Source organism: Collinsella aerofaciens (assembly GCF_015555045.1).
Lineage (GTDB): Bacteria > Actinomycetota > Coriobacteriia > Coriobacteriales > Coriobacteriaceae > Collinsella > Collinsella aerofaciens_W.
In genome coordinates this window covers 1-15571 of sequence record NZ_JADNJQ010000021.1, presented here as the reverse complement: position 1 = coordinate 15571, position 15571 = coordinate 1, and the positions used below count along the sequence as shown (strand labels likewise).

The window sequence follows — 15571 nt, the reverse complement described above, 5'->3', positions numbered from 1 at the left end:
AAATCCAACCTACGGAACGACGCCACCACGCCTCATATAACCCCTCAAATAAAAAAGGCCGCCTAGGACCAAACAATACGTCCTAGGCGGCTTTTTTGGCGCACATCAGCCACCGTAAGAGATATCGAAGCACAACGCCCGTTGCCGCTCCACAGCAGTCGATCATCACATCGGTGATCATGCCGGCGCGTCCCGGCACAAAGAGCTGAATCGTCTCGTCGATCGAGGGAATCAGCAGCAGGAACACCGCCGTGGGCAGCAGCACGTCAAAGGTGCGCCGGCCCTCAAAATCAAAGGCGTGCGTTGCCAGGATGCCGAGCACCATATACTCGGTAAAATGCGCGCACTTGCGAACAACAAAGTTGGTCACCCATTCATATGGAAGTCCCACGCCGTGCAGGAAACCGCGGATAGCTTCCATGACCGTTAGGCTCAGCGAGCCCGACCCCGAGCCGGGAACCAGCGAATTGCCCCAGATCAAGAGCGCCATCAGGCAGGTAACAACCGCCCATTTTCGATTGATCTTAACCATACAGAAGTTATGCCTCCGCGCGGAGCGGCGCGAAGCTGGCGGTACCGCCCTCGATAACGCTCAGATAGGCACGGCCCGTACGCTTGGCGGTAGAGGACTGCAGGCGCTCGATCTCTTCCTCGAGGATCTGATTGACGCGCTCGTGACGACGGTTTTCCATAATGCCGGCGGCAATAGCCTCGGCCCGCTCGATGCTCTCGCGCGAGATACGGGCGGTATCCTCGGGGAACACAGCGCTGTGACGGCCGACATAGGCGGGGGCAGCAGGCTGAGGGGCAGCGACGGGAGCGGGCGCTGCAACAGGAGCGGGCTCGTCAATCTCATCCAGAATCGCGGTGGCGGCGGCCCACATGTCCTCGTGGCCCGAGTAATCGGCCATGGGAACATCAACCTCGAGCGAGGCGTCCGGAAGGTCGCCGGTGTCGATGCGATCTTGGGCATCAATCGATGCGGTGATGGCTGCAGGCTCATCGAGGTCATCGAGATCGATGTCCGCGGCACCGGAGATGATAGGCATGCTGGCGAGGTTTGCATTGTACGGCACAGCCTCAGCCGCCTGCTGCTGGGCAGGAGCGCCCCACAATGAGCTTTCGGCGGCACGGCGGGCGGCAACGGCCTCCTCGTCCGCAGTCATGGCTTCATCAACGTACGAATTGTCGGCAGAAGCGTTCGCGTCCGCCGAGGTAGCGTTGTAGGCGTTATTGGCTGCCGCGTTGGCAACGAGTGCCACGAAAGCCGCCGTGCTGCCCGCAGGGGCGGCCTGGGAACCAGACACGGCGCGTGCCGCGGCGGCGATGTCGTCGCGATTGAAGGAGCCGGTCTGCCCGCCGTTGGTGAGCTCGTCGATGGCGACTTGATAGACGTCGCGCGAGTGTGCAGGGTCGCAGCTCACCGGCGAATCGTCGTCGAGCATGCTGTCGATCATAGACCAAGCCTCGTCTTCGTCCATAGCATCTGCGGCTCGAGCGATGGTAGGGACACCATCATCGGCATGACGGCGCTGGAACGCACCAGTCAGGCCGGAAAGGAATGCCGAGGTAGACTGCTCCGCCCGAGCCTGAGAAGCAGAAGCCGCAGCGTAAGGAGTCGCATCCTGCTGCTGAGCTGGAATCGAGGCGGTCTTGAACTCGCTTTGATGCTGATTGAGATTGGCGGCACCGCCCATGGCATCGGGCTGGAACAGACGCTCTTCACGCTGCGCACGATACTCGGAGATACCCAGCGAGGCGGCATAGATACCCACGCCCGCCACCGCGCCCACGGCGAAGGGAACCGCACCCGCCACGACCGTCTCGTTCACAGACGAAAACGGTAGCGTCGCGGCATACATAACCACGGGAGCGGCAAGGCCGATCCCGCACGAAAGTCCGGCAAGGACTGCTCGTTGTGTTGCATCAGAAGAAGCCATGAGCTCTCCCCATCTTCCAGCACCCAAATCGCATCATTCAGTTGGCTGCGCGAGAGAAGATGAAGCGGGGCTATGCCCCAAAGCAACGGTATATGGTTCGTTTCATCTGCGTTTTCCGTCGCGAAGCTTAAAAGCTATTATGCGAAACCGCCCCGTCGATTGCAAGCGACGATGTCGGATTGAAACGGGAAACCTGCTGCTCGTCGGTCTTATGGTTAAAAATAAGCGCGGAGCGGCGATATGGAAAAGGGCCGAGGCTCAAAGCCCCGACCCTTTATCGCATTGATGGCTATCGCTGCGTGTGGATGACAACCTAGAACGTCTGCTCGTAGTCGCTGTGCTTTTTGGCCGAACGCACCAGGAACTCCTGGTTGGTGTTGGTGCCCTTAAGGCCCTTGATAAACGATGCGGCTGCGCGCTCGGTGTTGTTCATGCCGGCAAGAATGCGACGCAGGCCAAAGACAAACGGGCGCATCTGCTCGTCGACCAGCAGATCCTCGTTGCGCGTACCGGAGGCAACGGGGTCAATGGCCGGGAAGATACGACGGTCGGCAAGATCGCGGTCGAGCTTAAGCTCCATGTTGCCGGTGCCCTTGAACTCCTCAAAGATGACTTCGTCCATCTTGGAACCGGTGTCGATGAGGGCAGAGGCCAGGATGGTGAGCGAGCCACCGTTCTCGATATTACGGGCTGCGCCCAGGAAGCGCTTGGGCGGATACAGGGCCGCCGAATCGACGCCGCCCGAAAGGATGCGGCCCGAGGCGGGCGCCGCCAAGTTGTAGGCGCGGGCAAGACGCGTGATGGAGTCGAGCACCACCACGACGTCGCCACCCAGCTCCACGATGCGCTTGGCGCGCTCGATGACGAGCTCTGCCACACGAGTGTGGTTGTCGGCGGGCATATCGAAGGTCGACGCCACAACCTCGCCCTTGATGGAACGCTGCATATCGGTGACCTCTTCGGGGCGCTCGTCGACGAGCAGGCAGATGAGGTGTACCTCGGGGTTGTTAATCGAGATAGACTGGCAGATCTTCTTGAGGATCGTGGTCTTGCCGGCCTTAGGCGGGGACACGATCAGGCCACGCTGACCCTTGCCGATCGGCGACACGATGTCGATGGCGCGACCGGTAATGGAGTCCTTGCCGTGCTCCATGCGCAGCGGCTCGTTGGGATAGACCGGGGTGAGGTCACCAAACTTGGGGCGATTGCGAATCTGCTCGGGATCCAGACCGTTGACGGTCGTGATTTTGGCGAGGCCGGCGCGCTTGTCGCCGCCGCGCGAAGGGCGCAGCGAGCCCTCGATGACGTCGCCCGTGCGCAGGCGCGCGGAGCGGATGAGGTAGGCGGGCACGAAGGCGTCGTCGTTGGACTTCATGTAGCCATGGGCGTGGATGATGCCGGAGCTGTCCGGGCGAATCTGCAGAATGCCCTTGATGTCGCGGAAGCCCTCGGCCTTCGCGGCGGTGACGTAGATCTCCTCGACGAGCTCGGCTTTCTTCTTGCCGGTCGTCTCGATCTCGAACCCCTTGGCCTTCTCGCGCAGTTCGGCGACCTTCATGGCAGCGAGCTCCTCGCGCGAAAGCGTGGGCTCGGTGGGGGCGGCGTTGCGCTCCTTGTTGCGCTGTTTGCGATCGCGCTGGCGGTTGCGACGGTCGTTGTTGCGCTCGTCCTTGCGCTCGTTGCGCTCCTCGTTGCGCTTGTGCTGGCGACGGTTGGGGCGAGCGCCGTCTTCGGCCTCGGCGGGCGCGGCGCCATCGGTTGCGGCGGCGTCGGCATTGGCCGCAGCGGCGTCATTGGCCTCGGCGCCGGAATCGACCTGCGCTTCGACATCAGCCCGCTGCTCGGACGCCTTGGCCTTAGCGGACTTCTTACGACCACGCTTGGGCTTTTCGGACACAGGCTGTTCGACGTCCTGGGGCTCGGCGGCATCAATCGATGCATCGGCGGTCGTCTCGGCGGAATCCTCGGACGCACCCTTCTTGGCAGCCTTGGCCTTGGACGTGCGCTTAGCAGCAGTACGATGGCTGCGACCAGGGCGGACGTCGGCGGGCTCGACATCAGCAGAAACGGCCTCGGAAGTCGTAGCATCCTGGACGGGCGCGTCGGCAGCGGTTGCAGGCTCGGCGGTCGCCGCAGCATCCCGAGCGGCGGCGGCTGCGGCTGCGGCCTTCTCGGCCTCGACGAAAGCCTTGGGCTTGCGACCGCGACGGTGCGGGCGCAAAGCCGGATCGACAACGGGAACTTCGCTGGCCTCGGCAGGCGCAGCGGGCTCAACAGGCGATGTGCCCTCCCCTGCCGCGGAACGGACCGAAGCCTCAGCGAGCTCGGGGGTTACCTGATCGGCAACCTGCTCGGCCTTAGCAGCCGTGCGACGGCGTGTGCGCGGTACCGGCTTCTCGGTTGGCTGGTCGGCGACAGGGGTCTCGGTGGCGGCAGGCGTCTCGGGCACAGACGGAGCTGCAAGCTCGGTCAGAGCCGCGGCCTCGCGCTCGGCAGCACGACGGCGGGCGCGCACCACCTGAGCCTCGCTAATCTGCGCCAACGCACGTGCCTGCGCGACCTCATCGGAAATCGGCGCCGAGGAGTCAGCTGCAACGGTGCGCTTGGCGCGCGTCGTGCGCGCGGTACGGCGCTTGGGATTGGTGACCTCCTCGCCGTCAGCGGCAGGCTTGGCCGCGCGGCGCGTGCGCTTGGGCTTTGCCGGAGCAGCCTCCTCACCAGTTGCAGGCACGGCCTTCTCAGCCGTTGCAGCCTTAGGCGTCTCAGGAGCCGAGGTTTGCGCGGGCGCCGCGACCTGGTCCGACGCAACCAGTGCAGCGGGAGCGGCTTGCGTCGTCGTTATTTCGTTTTCTTGCTGTTGATCAGACACAGTGTTTGCTCAACTTTCTTTTCAAGCCCTGTGATCACATGCTCCCTGCATAAACCTTCAGGGCGGCTAAACAGTCTAGTTCCGTTCAAAACGACGGACATCATTGATCTGTATCGAGATATTTGCGTCATATACGCAGCGTTAGTGTAACACAACCGCCGCCACCTGCAACTTAGTCATTGGGGACGTTCTTAAACGACTAGTCAAAAGGGACACTCTTTGGTTTAACACCCACAAATCTGACTGCCTCCGCCAAAACTATGGCGGTTTACTACGATGAATCGCTCAACCGCGACCACTCCGAAACTTGTTGAACTAAAACCGCAGGTAGATGCCTTGCACTTTCTAGCGAAAAGCCGGCGTGGTTGGAATATCTCAATTCATCGTAGTAAACCGGCATAGTTTCGTATTTCCAGCAGTTCCAAATTCGTCAACACGCCGGCGTTTATGCAAAAAGCCCGACCTCCGCATGGAGATCGGGCTTATAGGGCTCAGCAAAGCCGAACCTACACGGTCAAATGACTCGATGATTACATCTGCTCGGGCGCGGAAACGCCAACGAGGGTGAGCACCAGGGCGAGCGTCACGCGGACGGCATCGCAAGCGGCCAGACGGGCGCGCGAAAGCTCGGGGTCGACGGGACGGCCCTCGCTCGGCAAAACCTGGCAGGCAGCGTAGAAGCTGTGGAAGTCGCCGGCGAGTTCCTCGGCAAAGTGCGTCAGACGGAACGGGGCGCGGTCGCGAGCGCAGCTGGCGATGAGGTCGGTGAGCTCATTGAGCTTACGCGAAAGGGCGAGCTCGGTCGGGTCGGTCAGCAGCGAGTAATCGACGTTCTCACCGATGGCCTTGGCGGCAACGGCCTTCATGCCCATCTCGTCAGCCTGCTCGGGCGTAACGTCGGCGGCACGGCGCAGAATGGAGCACACGCGGGCGTGAGCGTACTGCACGTAGTACACCGGGTTGGAGTTGTCGCGCTTCTTAACGGCCTCGATATCGAAGTCGACCATCTGGTTGGAGCTCTTGGAGATGAGCGTGTAGCGAGCGGCATCGGAGCCGACCTCGTCGACGAGTTCCTGCAGGGTCACCATGGTGCCCTTGCGCTTGGACATACGGACGGGCTTGCCGTTACGCAGCAGGTTGACGAGCTGGCCCAGCAGAACCTCAAACTTGCCGGGGTAACCCAGAGCGTCGCAGACGCAGCGGACGCGCTCGATGTAGCCGTGGTGGTCGGCGCCCCAGATGTCGATGACGTGGTCGACGCGCTGGAACTTATCCCAGTGATAGGCAACGTCGGAGGCGAAGTAGGTGTACTCGCCGTCGGACTTGATCAGGACGCGGTCCTTGTCATCGCCCAGGTCGGTGGAGCGGAACCACAGGGCACCGTCCTTGGTGTAGAGGTAGCCCATCTTGTCGAGCTTCTCAAAAGCGCGGTCGACGGCAGAGGTGCCGGCGGTCTCGCCCTCGGTGTCCTTCACGTACAGCGAACGCTCGGAGTACCAACGATCGAAGTCGCAATTGACGGCGTGGCAGAGGTCGCGCATGTTGTCGACCATCTTCACATAGCCGCGCTCGCGGAAGCTCTCCATGCGCTCCTGAGGATCGGCGTTGACCCACTTATCGCCGTCGGTGCGCCAGAACTCGGCGGCCTCGTCGATAATGTAGTCGCCGCCATAGGAGTCCTTGCCCAGGGTCTCGGCAAAGTTGTCCTGGTACGGATGGGTCTCGGGATGCTCGTCGTTCTCGTCGGCAACGAAGGCGTCGCGGTCTGCGATCAGCAGCTTGTGAGCCTCGTCGATATCCACGCCCTGCTTGGCGATGATGTCGGCAAGCTGCATATAGCGCGTGCTGATGGAGTTGCCGAAGGTGTTCATCTGAGAGCCGTGGTCGTTGATGTAGAACTCACGCTGGATGTCGTAACCGGCATGGTCCATAACGCGGCAGAGCGAATCGCCCAGCGCGGCCCAGCGGCCGTGACCGATGTGCATGGGGCCGACGGGGTTGGCGGAAACGAACTCGACCTGGGTCTTCAGGCCACCACCGACGTTGGACTTAGCGAAGTCCATGCCCTTCTCGCGAGCCTCGCCAAAGATGGCATTCTTGACGGCAACGGAGAGGTAGAAGTTGATGAAGCCGGGGCCTGCGATCTCGACCTTCTCGATCGCGGGGTCCTCGGGCATATGGGCAACGATGGCCTCGGCGATCTTGCGCGGGGCGCAATGGGCCAGCTTGGCGGACTTCAGGGCCATGGTAGAGGTCCACTCGCCATGAGAAGTGTCAGCCGGTCGCTCGATAGCGCAATCGTCAAGTTCAAATGCGGAAAGGTCGCCGGCCTCCTGGGCCGCAGCAAGCGCAGCGCGTACCAGCTCTTCAATCTTCTCGGGCATAGATCCTCCTTGTGTTAAAGCCCCCGAGCTCTTGGTCACTCGTAGGGCAAAAGCCAGAGTTTGTAGCACTCTATCACAAGCGACGGGCACCGTCGCAGGGTAAAGCCAATCGATATTGCATATGCACAAAATTGACTACAGCTTGTATGGAGTCACTCAAAGATGCCAGTCTGCCTGCAGATTATGCAGGCGTTGAAAATGCATAAAGGTGTGAATGAGCTGCGCCTGTTATCGAATACTCTTACCTATCGGAGTTGTGTGCTTTTCCTGCATAAAGTAAGGGTTTGCGCACGTCAGCGTGTTATTCTAGACATACGTAAATTCGTATAAGTTGGAGGTAGCATGTTCTCAATCGGTCAACACGTCATTCATCCGGGTCAGGGAGTCTGCACCGTCGTCGGTTTTAGGGACGACACACCGCAGCCCATGCTACTGCTCGAGACCAAGCAGGGACATGCGCAGACGATCCTCATGTACCCCGTGGCGCAGGCCGACCGTTTGCACGCCGCCATCTCGCAGCAAGATGCCGAGCACCTGCTGAGCCACTATGACGAGCTTGAGTGCGACACCTTTACCGAGCGCAACAGCTCGCTTGAGGAGACACACTTTAAGCAGCAGCTCAAGCTGGGCGCGCCCGAGACGGTCCGCGTGGCAAAAACCATGATGCACCGCATTCGCCAGGCCGAGGAAGCTGATAAAAAACCCAGCTCCTACTACATGCGCGTACTCAAGGAGGCCAAACGCCGCTCCATCGAGGAGTTCGCCGTGGCCCTTGGCGTCACCGAGGAGGCCGCCGAAGCCCGCCTAGCCCAAGCCGCCCTCAACTAACCCAACCGCGCCAAAACCACCACAAAGGAGACAGGCACCTTTGTGGTGGTTTTCTTGTTCTAGTAGTATTCATTCTTATCGATCCCCACGAGCACAAGGAGTCTCCTATGGCAGAGCCGCTTACCGCCGGAATCACCCGCGACCGCGCGTTCGAACTGCTCAACGAGCACAACAAGGACCCGTTCCACATCACCCATGGCGAGACGGTCGAGGGCACTATGCGCTACTTTGCGCGCGAGTTCGACCCCGAGAACGAGGAGTTTTGGGGCATCGTCGGTCTGCTGCACGACCTGGATTGGGAGGAGCATGAGGACGACCCCATGAACCACACCATCTATGCTGCCGAGATTCTTGAGGGCGAAGGTGCGTCTCCCGAGCTCATTCGCGCCATCCAGACGCACACGTCCGACTTCAACACCTCGCTGCCCAAACCCGAGCTGCAGATGGAAAAGATCCTGTTTGCCTGCGATGAGCTCACCGGCCTGATCGGCGCTGCCGTCATCATGCGCCCGAGCAAGAGCGTTATGGACTTTACGACCAAGTCGCTCAAGAAGAAGTTCAAGGACAAGCGCTTTGCCGCCGGCTGCTCGCGCGACGTGATTTCGCAGGGCGCCGAGATGTTGGGTTGGGAGCTCCCCGAGCTCTTCGACCGTACCATCGCGGCCATGCAGTCCTTCGCCCCCGACCGCGATACCTTCCAGGCTTAATCGCCCACGCCACCTAAAACCACCACAAAGGGGACAGGCACCTTTGTGGTGGTTTTTGTTTGCGCGGGCGTTAGGGGCGGACCTGGCCGGTGCCTCGGAGCTTGTATTTGTAAGTGGTGAGGGCCTCGGCGGCGAAGGGGCCGCGGGCGTGGAGCTTTTGGGTCGAGATGCCGATCTCGGCGCCCAGGCCAAACTCGCCGCCGTCGGTGAAGCGCGTGCTGGCGTTGGCGTACACGGCCGAGGCATCGACCGCATCCAGGAAGCGCTCGCAAGCATCCGTGTCCTCGGCAACGATGGCCTCGGAGTGCATCGTGCCGTAGCGGTTGATGTGTGCGATGGCCTCGTCCTCGCTTGCCACGACCTTCACGCTCATCTCGAGCGCCAGGTACTCGCGACCCCAGTCCTCCTCAGTCGCGGCGACGTAGTCATCACCCTCGGCAAGCCCGGCATCGGCGCATGCGGCGCAGGTTGCCTCGTCGCCGTGAATGAGCGCGCCGTGGTCATGCAGCACGGCCACGACTGCGGGCAAAAACACATCGGCCACAGCACGGTCGACCAGCAGCGACTCGGCGGCATTGCACACGCCTACGCGCTGGGTCTTGGCATTAACGATAATGTTGAGCGCCTTATCAAAGTCGGCGGATTCATGCACGTAGATGTGGCAGTTGCCCGTGCCCGTCTCGATCACCGGCACAAGCGACTCACGCACGCAGCGCTGGATCAGGCCTGCACCGCCGCGCGGAATGAGTACGTCGACAATACCGCGGAGCTTCATGAGCTCGCCAGTGGCCTCGCGGTCGGTGGACTCGATCATCGACACGGCCTCGCGCGGGAAGCCCTTGGCCTCGAGCGCATCGGCCAGCAGCTCGGCGATCATGGCACACGAGTGATAGGCCAGCGAGCCGCCGCGCAGAATGCAGGCGTTGCCGGTACGGATGCAGATGCCCGCGGCGTCGGCCGTCACGTTGGGGCGCGCCTCGTAGACCATAGCGACCAGGCCCAGCGGCACGCTCACACGGGTCAGGTCCACGCCGCTTGCAAGCACGCGGTGGTCGAGCACGCGGCCGACGGGATCGGGCAGCTCGGCGAGCTTTTCCAGGCCGGCGGCCATGCCCTCGACGCGCTCGGGCGTCAGCAGCAGGCGATCGAGGAGCCCCGCTGAGGTGCCCGCATCGCGCGCAGCGGACATATCGAGCTCGTTGGCGGCGACGATGGAGTCGACACCGTTGCGCAGTGCTGCGGCCATGGCGCGCACGGCCTCCTGGCGCCGCTCATCGCTCGCCGTGGCAAGCGAGGCCGACGCTGCCTTGGCGGCAATGGCAAGATCGTGGACATACGTGGCTATATCGACCGACATGGGCAGCCCTTTCTCCTAGAAGTTTGCAACCATGGTAGCCGATTTGCGCATGGCCTCGCCCGCGGCGGTAGAATTGGTCAACCCGAAACACCGCAACGAACGGAAGACTCACATGGCCCTCATCACTTCGTACCACGTCCCCGGCCTTTACGTCGAGGACCACAGCATCGACGTCCCCCTTGACTGGCGCGGCCTGGAGCCGATGCTCCTGGCCGTCGGCAGCACCATACGCCGCGGCGCTATGCCGGCACCCATCGCCGGCGCGCCCGAGAGCATCAAGCTCTTCTACCGCGTGGTTTGCGCGCCCGACCGCATCAACGACGATCTGCCGCTGCTCCTGTTTTTGCAGGGCGGCCCCGGCGGCGAGAGCCCGCGTCCGCTGTCGCCCACAAGCGACGGCTGGATCGAGGAGGCCGTCAAGCACTTCCGCGTGGTCCTTCCCGACCAGCGCGGCACCGGACGCAGTAGCTGCGTGGACGGGCGCACGATTGCCGCCTTGGGCGATCGCGCCGAGGCAGCAGGCGCCAATGCGGCCCGCTCGCAGGCGGACTTCCTCAAGCGCCACCTCGCCAGCTCCATCGTGCGCGATTTTGAGTACCTGCGCCTGGTGGGCTTTGGCGGCAAGCCGTGGGTCACGCTCGGCCAGAGCTACGGCGGCTTTTTGACGCTGAGCTATCTGTCGCTCTTCCCCGAGGGCGTGGCGGCGAGCTTTACCTGCGGCGGCATCCCCCACGTGCCGGCGAGCGCCAGCGAGGTCTACGCGCACACCTTCCCGCGCATGGCCGCCAAGACGCAGCAGTATTACGACCGCTACCCCGCCGACGTCGAGCGCGTGGCAGCCCTGGCCGATGCGCTCGAGGCACAGAAGCCCGTGCTGCCCGACGGCTCGCCGATGACGGTCGAGCGCCTACAGCTCATGGGCAGCGACTTTGGCATGAAGCCGAGCTTTGAACGCATGCATTGGATTATCGATCACGCTTTTGTTGATGGCGACGGCACGCTGACCTGCAACGCCTCGGTATCTGACAGCTTTTTGATGCGCGCCTTCGAGCGCACCAACACGCGCACGAATCCGCTGTACTGGACGCTGCAGGAGTTCATATACGCCGACGGTGACACTATGCCCATTGGCTGGGCCGCGGCTGAAGAGAAGGCTCACCGCACCGAGTTCGACACCCTCGCGCGCCCGCTCATGTTTACCGGCGAGGCCATGTTCCCGTGGATGTTCGAGCAGATGCCCGAGCTCAAGCCCTTCAAGCCCGCCATGGACCTGCTGATGGAAGACACAAGCTGGGACAAGATCTACGACCCGCAGCGCCTGGCCTGCAACGAAGTGCCGCTCCAGGCCGCGGTGTATTTCGACGACATGTACGTGGATTCGGACCTGCAGCTCGACACGCTCAGCCGCGTGGGCAACTCGCATGCCTGGGTAACCAACGAGTTCGAGCACGACGGCCTGCACGGCAGCGTGGTGTTCAAGCGCCTCTTCGACGAAGCACTCAACCGCGGAGACCTGCGCCGGATCTTCTAACTAAAGAGAGTCCCCACCTGCCGGCACAAAAGGAACGTCCCCAAGTGCCGAACAAGTGCCGGCAACGACAATGCCGCAGGTAGAGGACGGAAAGCGAAAACGCCCCTAAGCGAGCAAGGTGACGTGAAAGAGGAGGGCATTGACCTTTTGGTCATGCCCGACGATTGAACGTCAGATTGCCGCTTAGGGGCGTTTGCAGCGTCAATTGGTTATGCAAATACGATCAAGTTATCCCTGTGTATCGCCGGCTTCTCGGCCAGGTCTGCCAGCAGGCGGTTGCTGGCAATCTGGTCTTGGCGGCGACCGGCAGCAAGTTCCAGCACGTCCGAATCGGCCTCGGCGATACCGCGGGCGACGACCATACCGCTCGGATCGCACACATCGAGCACATCGCCCTCGGCAAACTGGCCATCGACCTCGCGAATACCCACCGCAAGCAAGGAAGAGCCACGGCTGACCAGCGCCTTCGCAGCACCATCATCAACCGTCACCGAGCCATGCGCCTTGTCGCCCAGTGCGATCCACAGCTTGCGGGGTGCGATGTCCAGACGCTCCGCCGGCGGATCGAACAGCGTGCCCACGCCCTCGCCGCGGGCGAGGCGCACGAGCGCATCGGGCTCCTCACCCGAGCAAATCACGCTCTGAATACCCGCCGTCATCAGGATGCGGCTCGCGCGAATCTTGGTGATCATGCCGCCCGTGCCCACCGAAGTCGAAGAATCGCCTGCCGAGGCGATAATCTTGGCATCGATCTTATGCACGACAGGAACAAACTCGGCCGTGGGGTCCTCATGCGGATTGGCAGTATAGAGACCATCGATGTCCGAGAGCGTCACGCACAGATCGGCAGAAACCAGGCAGCTCACAAGCGCCGCCAGCGTGTCGTTGTCGCCAAACTTGATCTCGTCGACGGTGACGGTATCGTTCTCGTTGACGACCGGCACCACGCCCAGCTCAACCAGGCGCAGCAGGGCGTCGCGCGCGTGCAGGTAGGACGTGCGGCGGGCCGTATCGTGGCGCGTGAGCAGCACGAGCGAGGTGAGCAGGTCGCGCGCATGGAACTCCTCGTCGTAGGCCGACGAGATGATGCACTGGCCGGCCGAGGCGCAGGCCTGCAGGCTCGGCAGGTCGCCGACCGGCTTGCGGTCGAAACCCAACACGGGATAGCCACAGGCGATAGCGCCCGAGCTCACCACGACCAGACGCCAGCCGAGCTTGCGCAGCGCTGCGGCCTGATCGGCAAGTCCGCCGATAAAGGCGCGGTTGACCTTGCCATCGGCACCCACCACCGTGGACGAACCGATCTTTACCACCATCGTTTTATAAGAAGTCGTCATACGTCAAACCAATCAACTGTTCAGCGAACGGCCGAGCTGGCGGCCAAGGGAGCGTGACTCGCCCCTACCGCCCAAGGAATTAGTGAGCCCAGGGAAAGGCAGAGGCCGCGGCCATGTTCTTGCGCACGAGCTCGTCGCGCACCTGAGCCAGGCCCTGCTCCATGCCCACCACATAGGTCTGCGGGTACAGGAAGCGCTTGAAAGCTGCGTCCAGATGATCGAGTGCCCAAGCACAGCGCTCGCGCGCGTCCTGGATGCTCTCACGCGGAGCCACCGCACTGCCATCGCGCACGATCGGCACCAGCAGCTCGCGATACTCAAGTTCGGACACGTCAGTCACCAGGGCGGCATCATTCACGGCCACGAGGGTATTGCCGCGCGCGGCGCCCTCCCCCGCCAGATGGTCCTCGTCGTAGATCATGTCGCAGACCGGGCCGCCAAAGCCGTCGTAATAACGGCGCACGCGTTGCACACCCGGGATCGTGCGCTTGTAGGGCTGCTCGGAGAGCTTGACCACCGGCGTCCATGGATCTGCCTCGCTCGCACGGCGGGCGGAAAGCTTGTACACGCCGCCCAGCGCCGGCTGGTCATAGCAGGTCGCGAGCTTGGTACCCACGCCAAAGCTGTCGATGGGCGCGCCCTGGTCGAGCAGCGACTGAATCGTGTACTCATCAAGATCGTTGGAAACCGAGATCCCCACATAGGGCAGGCCCTCAGCATCAAAACGGCCGCGGACATACTTGGACAGCTTGGCGAGGTCGCCCGAGTCGATGCGAATAGCCGACAGGCGCTCGCCCACCGCCTCCATCTCCTTGGCAACCGTAATGGCATGCTCGCAGCCCTCGCGTACATCGTAGGTGTCGATGAGCAGCGTACAGTTCTTGGGGCTCGACTTGGCAAATGCGCGGAAGGCCTCGAGCTCGGAATCGAAGCTCATCACCCAGCTGTGCGCATGCGTGCCAAAGACGGGAATACCGTAGCGGCGGCCGGCGAGCACATTGGACGTAGAGGAGCAGCCGGCAACGTAGCTCGCGCGCGCAACGGCCAGGCCGCCATCGGGACCCTGGGCTCGGCGCAGGCCAAACTCCGCCACGGGGCGACCGTCGGCGGCGAGCACCACGCGCGCCGTCTTGGTGGCGACAAGCGTCTGGAACCCGACGATGTTGAGCAGCGCCGTCTCGAGCAGCTGGCACTCCAGCGCGGGGCCGGTGACGCGCACCATGGGCTCGCGCGGAAAGACGAGCTCGCCCTCGGGCACGGCGTCGATGTTTACATGCGCACGAAAATCGCGCAGGTAGTCGAGGAATCCAGGCTTGAACATCGCGCCGCCGGCCGGGGCCTCAAGCGATGCGAGGTAGTCGATGTCCTCGGGCGTAAAGCGCAGATTCTCGACCAGCTCGGGCAGCTCGGCGGTGCCGCACATGACGGCATAGGCGCTGCCAAAGGGATGGTCGCGGTAAAACGCGGTAAAACAACCCTGCTCATTGGCCTTGCCGCTCTCCCACAGGCCCTGGGCCATAGTGAGCTCGTACAGATCGGTGAGCATTGCAATGTCGGTGGGATGCGAGATGTCGGTCAAAGCCATGGGGCGACCTTTCGGATGTGTGGTACAGAATTTGAGGGTTAGACGAGAGCAGAGGATGCGGACATGACGCCCGATGCAAATCGGTTAGAGCAGGCCCATGCTGGTCAGGATCGTGTAGCCCATAAAGATGACAAACGCGATGAGGGCAAGGACAATGATGATTTTTTGAGCCGGCGCCATGCCAGGGATCTCGTTCTCGCCCGTAGGCTCCTTGGAGGTAACCATGCGCTGGGCAAAGGTCATCTCGTCACGGCTCGACTTGGGCTCGTCGGACTTGGGACGAGCGGCCTTTTTAGGCTGAGGTTTGGGCGCGGCAGGTGCAGGCTTCGCAGCAGCGGGCTTGGGTGCAGGCGCGGGCGCCGATGCGGATGCGGCGTTCGCGGCGACCTCCTCGGCCTTCGCACGCTCGGCACGCAGGGCAGCCAGCTCCTCACGCTCGCGACGGGCCTCTTCCCGAGCCTCGCGGCGGGCCTTCTCGGCGCGGAGCTCTTCCAACTCAGCGCGCTCCTCGTCGGACAATGGTTGGGACTCAAGCTCGGCCATGGTACAGCCCTTTCTTTTAAAAAAAGCCGCCGACACAATGTCAGCGGCTTATCAAATCCAAGGGTGGAGACGAAGGGAGTCGAACCCTCGGCCTCTGCCATGCGACGGCAGCGCTCTCCCAACTGAGCTACGTCCCCAGGACAAGTCGATATTTTACCTACGGCTCGCCAACTGTCAACGCCCAATAACCAGTCTTTTTGGGGCGCGGCTTTTTTGACTACCATTCGCTCGATGATTTTTTAATCCCCATTACAGTTTGAGTCGTCCGAAAGGGCGGCTCTTTTCCGTTGCATGGTTATACGATTGAGCCGTACCGGTGGTCGCTGGCCGACCGCCCCGGACGGCCGTCAGCCCCTGCCCCGTAGAGGGCCCGGGACGTGTTGCCGCCGGGGCGGGAGGGGCCGCGGGGAACGACTGATAGAGATGTGCCGGGCCCGGACCGGGCCACGGCCGGGTAATGTGGGTGTCGCTTCCGCGGCTTACGGCCGGC

General features: G+C 62.5%; 11 protein-coding genes and 1 tRNA gene. 3 read left to right on the top strand and 9 right to left on the bottom strand.

Features of this window, described 5'->3' with window-relative positions:
* Positions 1 to 82: 82 nt before the first annotated feature.
* The 4 genes from I2E45_RS07515 to argS all read right to left on the bottom strand — a co-directional run bounded on the left by I2E45_RS07515 (position 83) and on the right by argS (position 7193).
* Positions 83 to 532 carry a VanZ family protein gene (locus tag I2E45_RS07515; protein ID WP_148332258.1) on the bottom strand — a complete coding sequence of 150 codons (450 nt, stop codon included), beginning with the start codon at positions 530 to 532 and terminating at the stop codon, positions 83 to 85.
* Between the two features lie 7 nt (positions 533 to 539).
* Positions 540 to 1940, bottom strand: coding sequence for a hypothetical protein (locus tag I2E45_RS07510; RefSeq protein ID WP_195445378.1), 1401 nt, complete (start codon positions 1938 to 1940; stop codon positions 540 to 542).
* A gap of 313 nt (positions 1941 to 2253) precedes the next feature.
* On the bottom strand, positions 2254 to 4809 hold the full coding sequence (gene rho / locus I2E45_RS07505) for a transcription termination factor Rho (protein WP_271742280.1): 2556 nt from the start codon (positions 4807 to 4809) through the stop codon (positions 2254 to 2256).
* A 530-nt stretch (positions 4810 to 5339) separates the two neighbouring features.
* Complete coding sequence (argS, locus tag I2E45_RS07500; RefSeq protein ID WP_006235481.1) at positions 5340 to 7193, bottom strand: arginine--tRNA ligase; 1854 nt, start codon at positions 7191 to 7193, stop codon at positions 5340 to 5342.
* Positions 7194 to 7535: 342 nt separating this feature from the next.
* On the opposite strand from argS, the gene I2E45_RS07495 reads away from it, so the two are divergent.
* Both I2E45_RS07495 and I2E45_RS07490 read left to right on the top strand, forming a co-directional pair.
* Positions 7536 to 8021, top strand: coding sequence for a CarD family transcriptional regulator (locus I2E45_RS07495; protein WP_006235480.1), 486 nt, complete (start codon positions 7536 to 7538; stop codon positions 8019 to 8021).
* A gap of 107 nt (positions 8022 to 8128) precedes the next feature.
* The gene (locus tag I2E45_RS07490) at positions 8129 to 8728 is read left to right on the top strand and encodes an HD domain-containing protein (RefSeq protein ID WP_089572031.1); all 600 of its coding nucleotides are present in this window, start codon (positions 8129 to 8131) and stop codon (positions 8726 to 8728) included.
* 70 nt (positions 8729 to 8798) lie between these two features.
* Here I2E45_RS07490 and I2E45_RS07485 read toward each other — a convergent pair whose 3' ends face one another.
* Entirely contained in the window at positions 8799 to 10085 is a 1287-nt protein-coding gene (locus tag I2E45_RS07485; RefSeq protein ID WP_195445376.1) for a glutamate-5-semialdehyde dehydrogenase, read from the bottom strand.
* A gap of 112 nt (positions 10086 to 10197) precedes the next feature.
* Here I2E45_RS07485 and I2E45_RS07480 point away from each other — a divergent pair, with 112 nt between their 5' ends.
* Complete coding sequence (locus I2E45_RS07480) at positions 10198 to 11616, top strand: alpha/beta fold hydrolase (protein ID WP_195445374.1); 1419 nt, start codon at positions 10198 to 10200, stop codon at positions 11614 to 11616.
* Between the two features lie 209 nt (positions 11617 to 11825).
* Here I2E45_RS07480 and proB read toward each other — a convergent pair whose 3' ends face one another.
* The 4 genes from proB to I2E45_RS07460 all read right to left on the bottom strand — a co-directional run bounded on the left by proB (position 11826) and on the right by I2E45_RS07460 (position 15218).
* The gene (proB, locus tag I2E45_RS07475; RefSeq protein ID WP_195445373.1) at positions 11826 to 12953 is read right to left on the bottom strand and encodes a glutamate 5-kinase; all 1128 of its coding nucleotides are present in this window, start codon (positions 12951 to 12953) and stop codon (positions 11826 to 11828) included.
* Between the two features lie 79 nt (positions 12954 to 13032).
* A complete protein-coding gene (locus I2E45_RS07470) occupies positions 13033 to 14538 on the bottom strand; it encodes a nicotinate phosphoribosyltransferase (protein ID WP_195445370.1) in 1506 nt (501 codons plus the stop codon).
* An 84-nt stretch (positions 14539 to 14622) separates the two neighbouring features.
* Complete coding sequence (locus I2E45_RS07465) at positions 14623 to 15081, bottom strand: hypothetical protein (RefSeq protein ID WP_195445368.1); 459 nt, start codon at positions 15079 to 15081, stop codon at positions 14623 to 14625.
* A 64-nt stretch (positions 15082 to 15145) separates the two neighbouring features.
* Positions 15146 to 15218: transfer RNA gene (locus I2E45_RS07460), tRNA-Ala, on the bottom strand.
* Positions 15219 to 15571 lie beyond the last annotated feature (353 nt).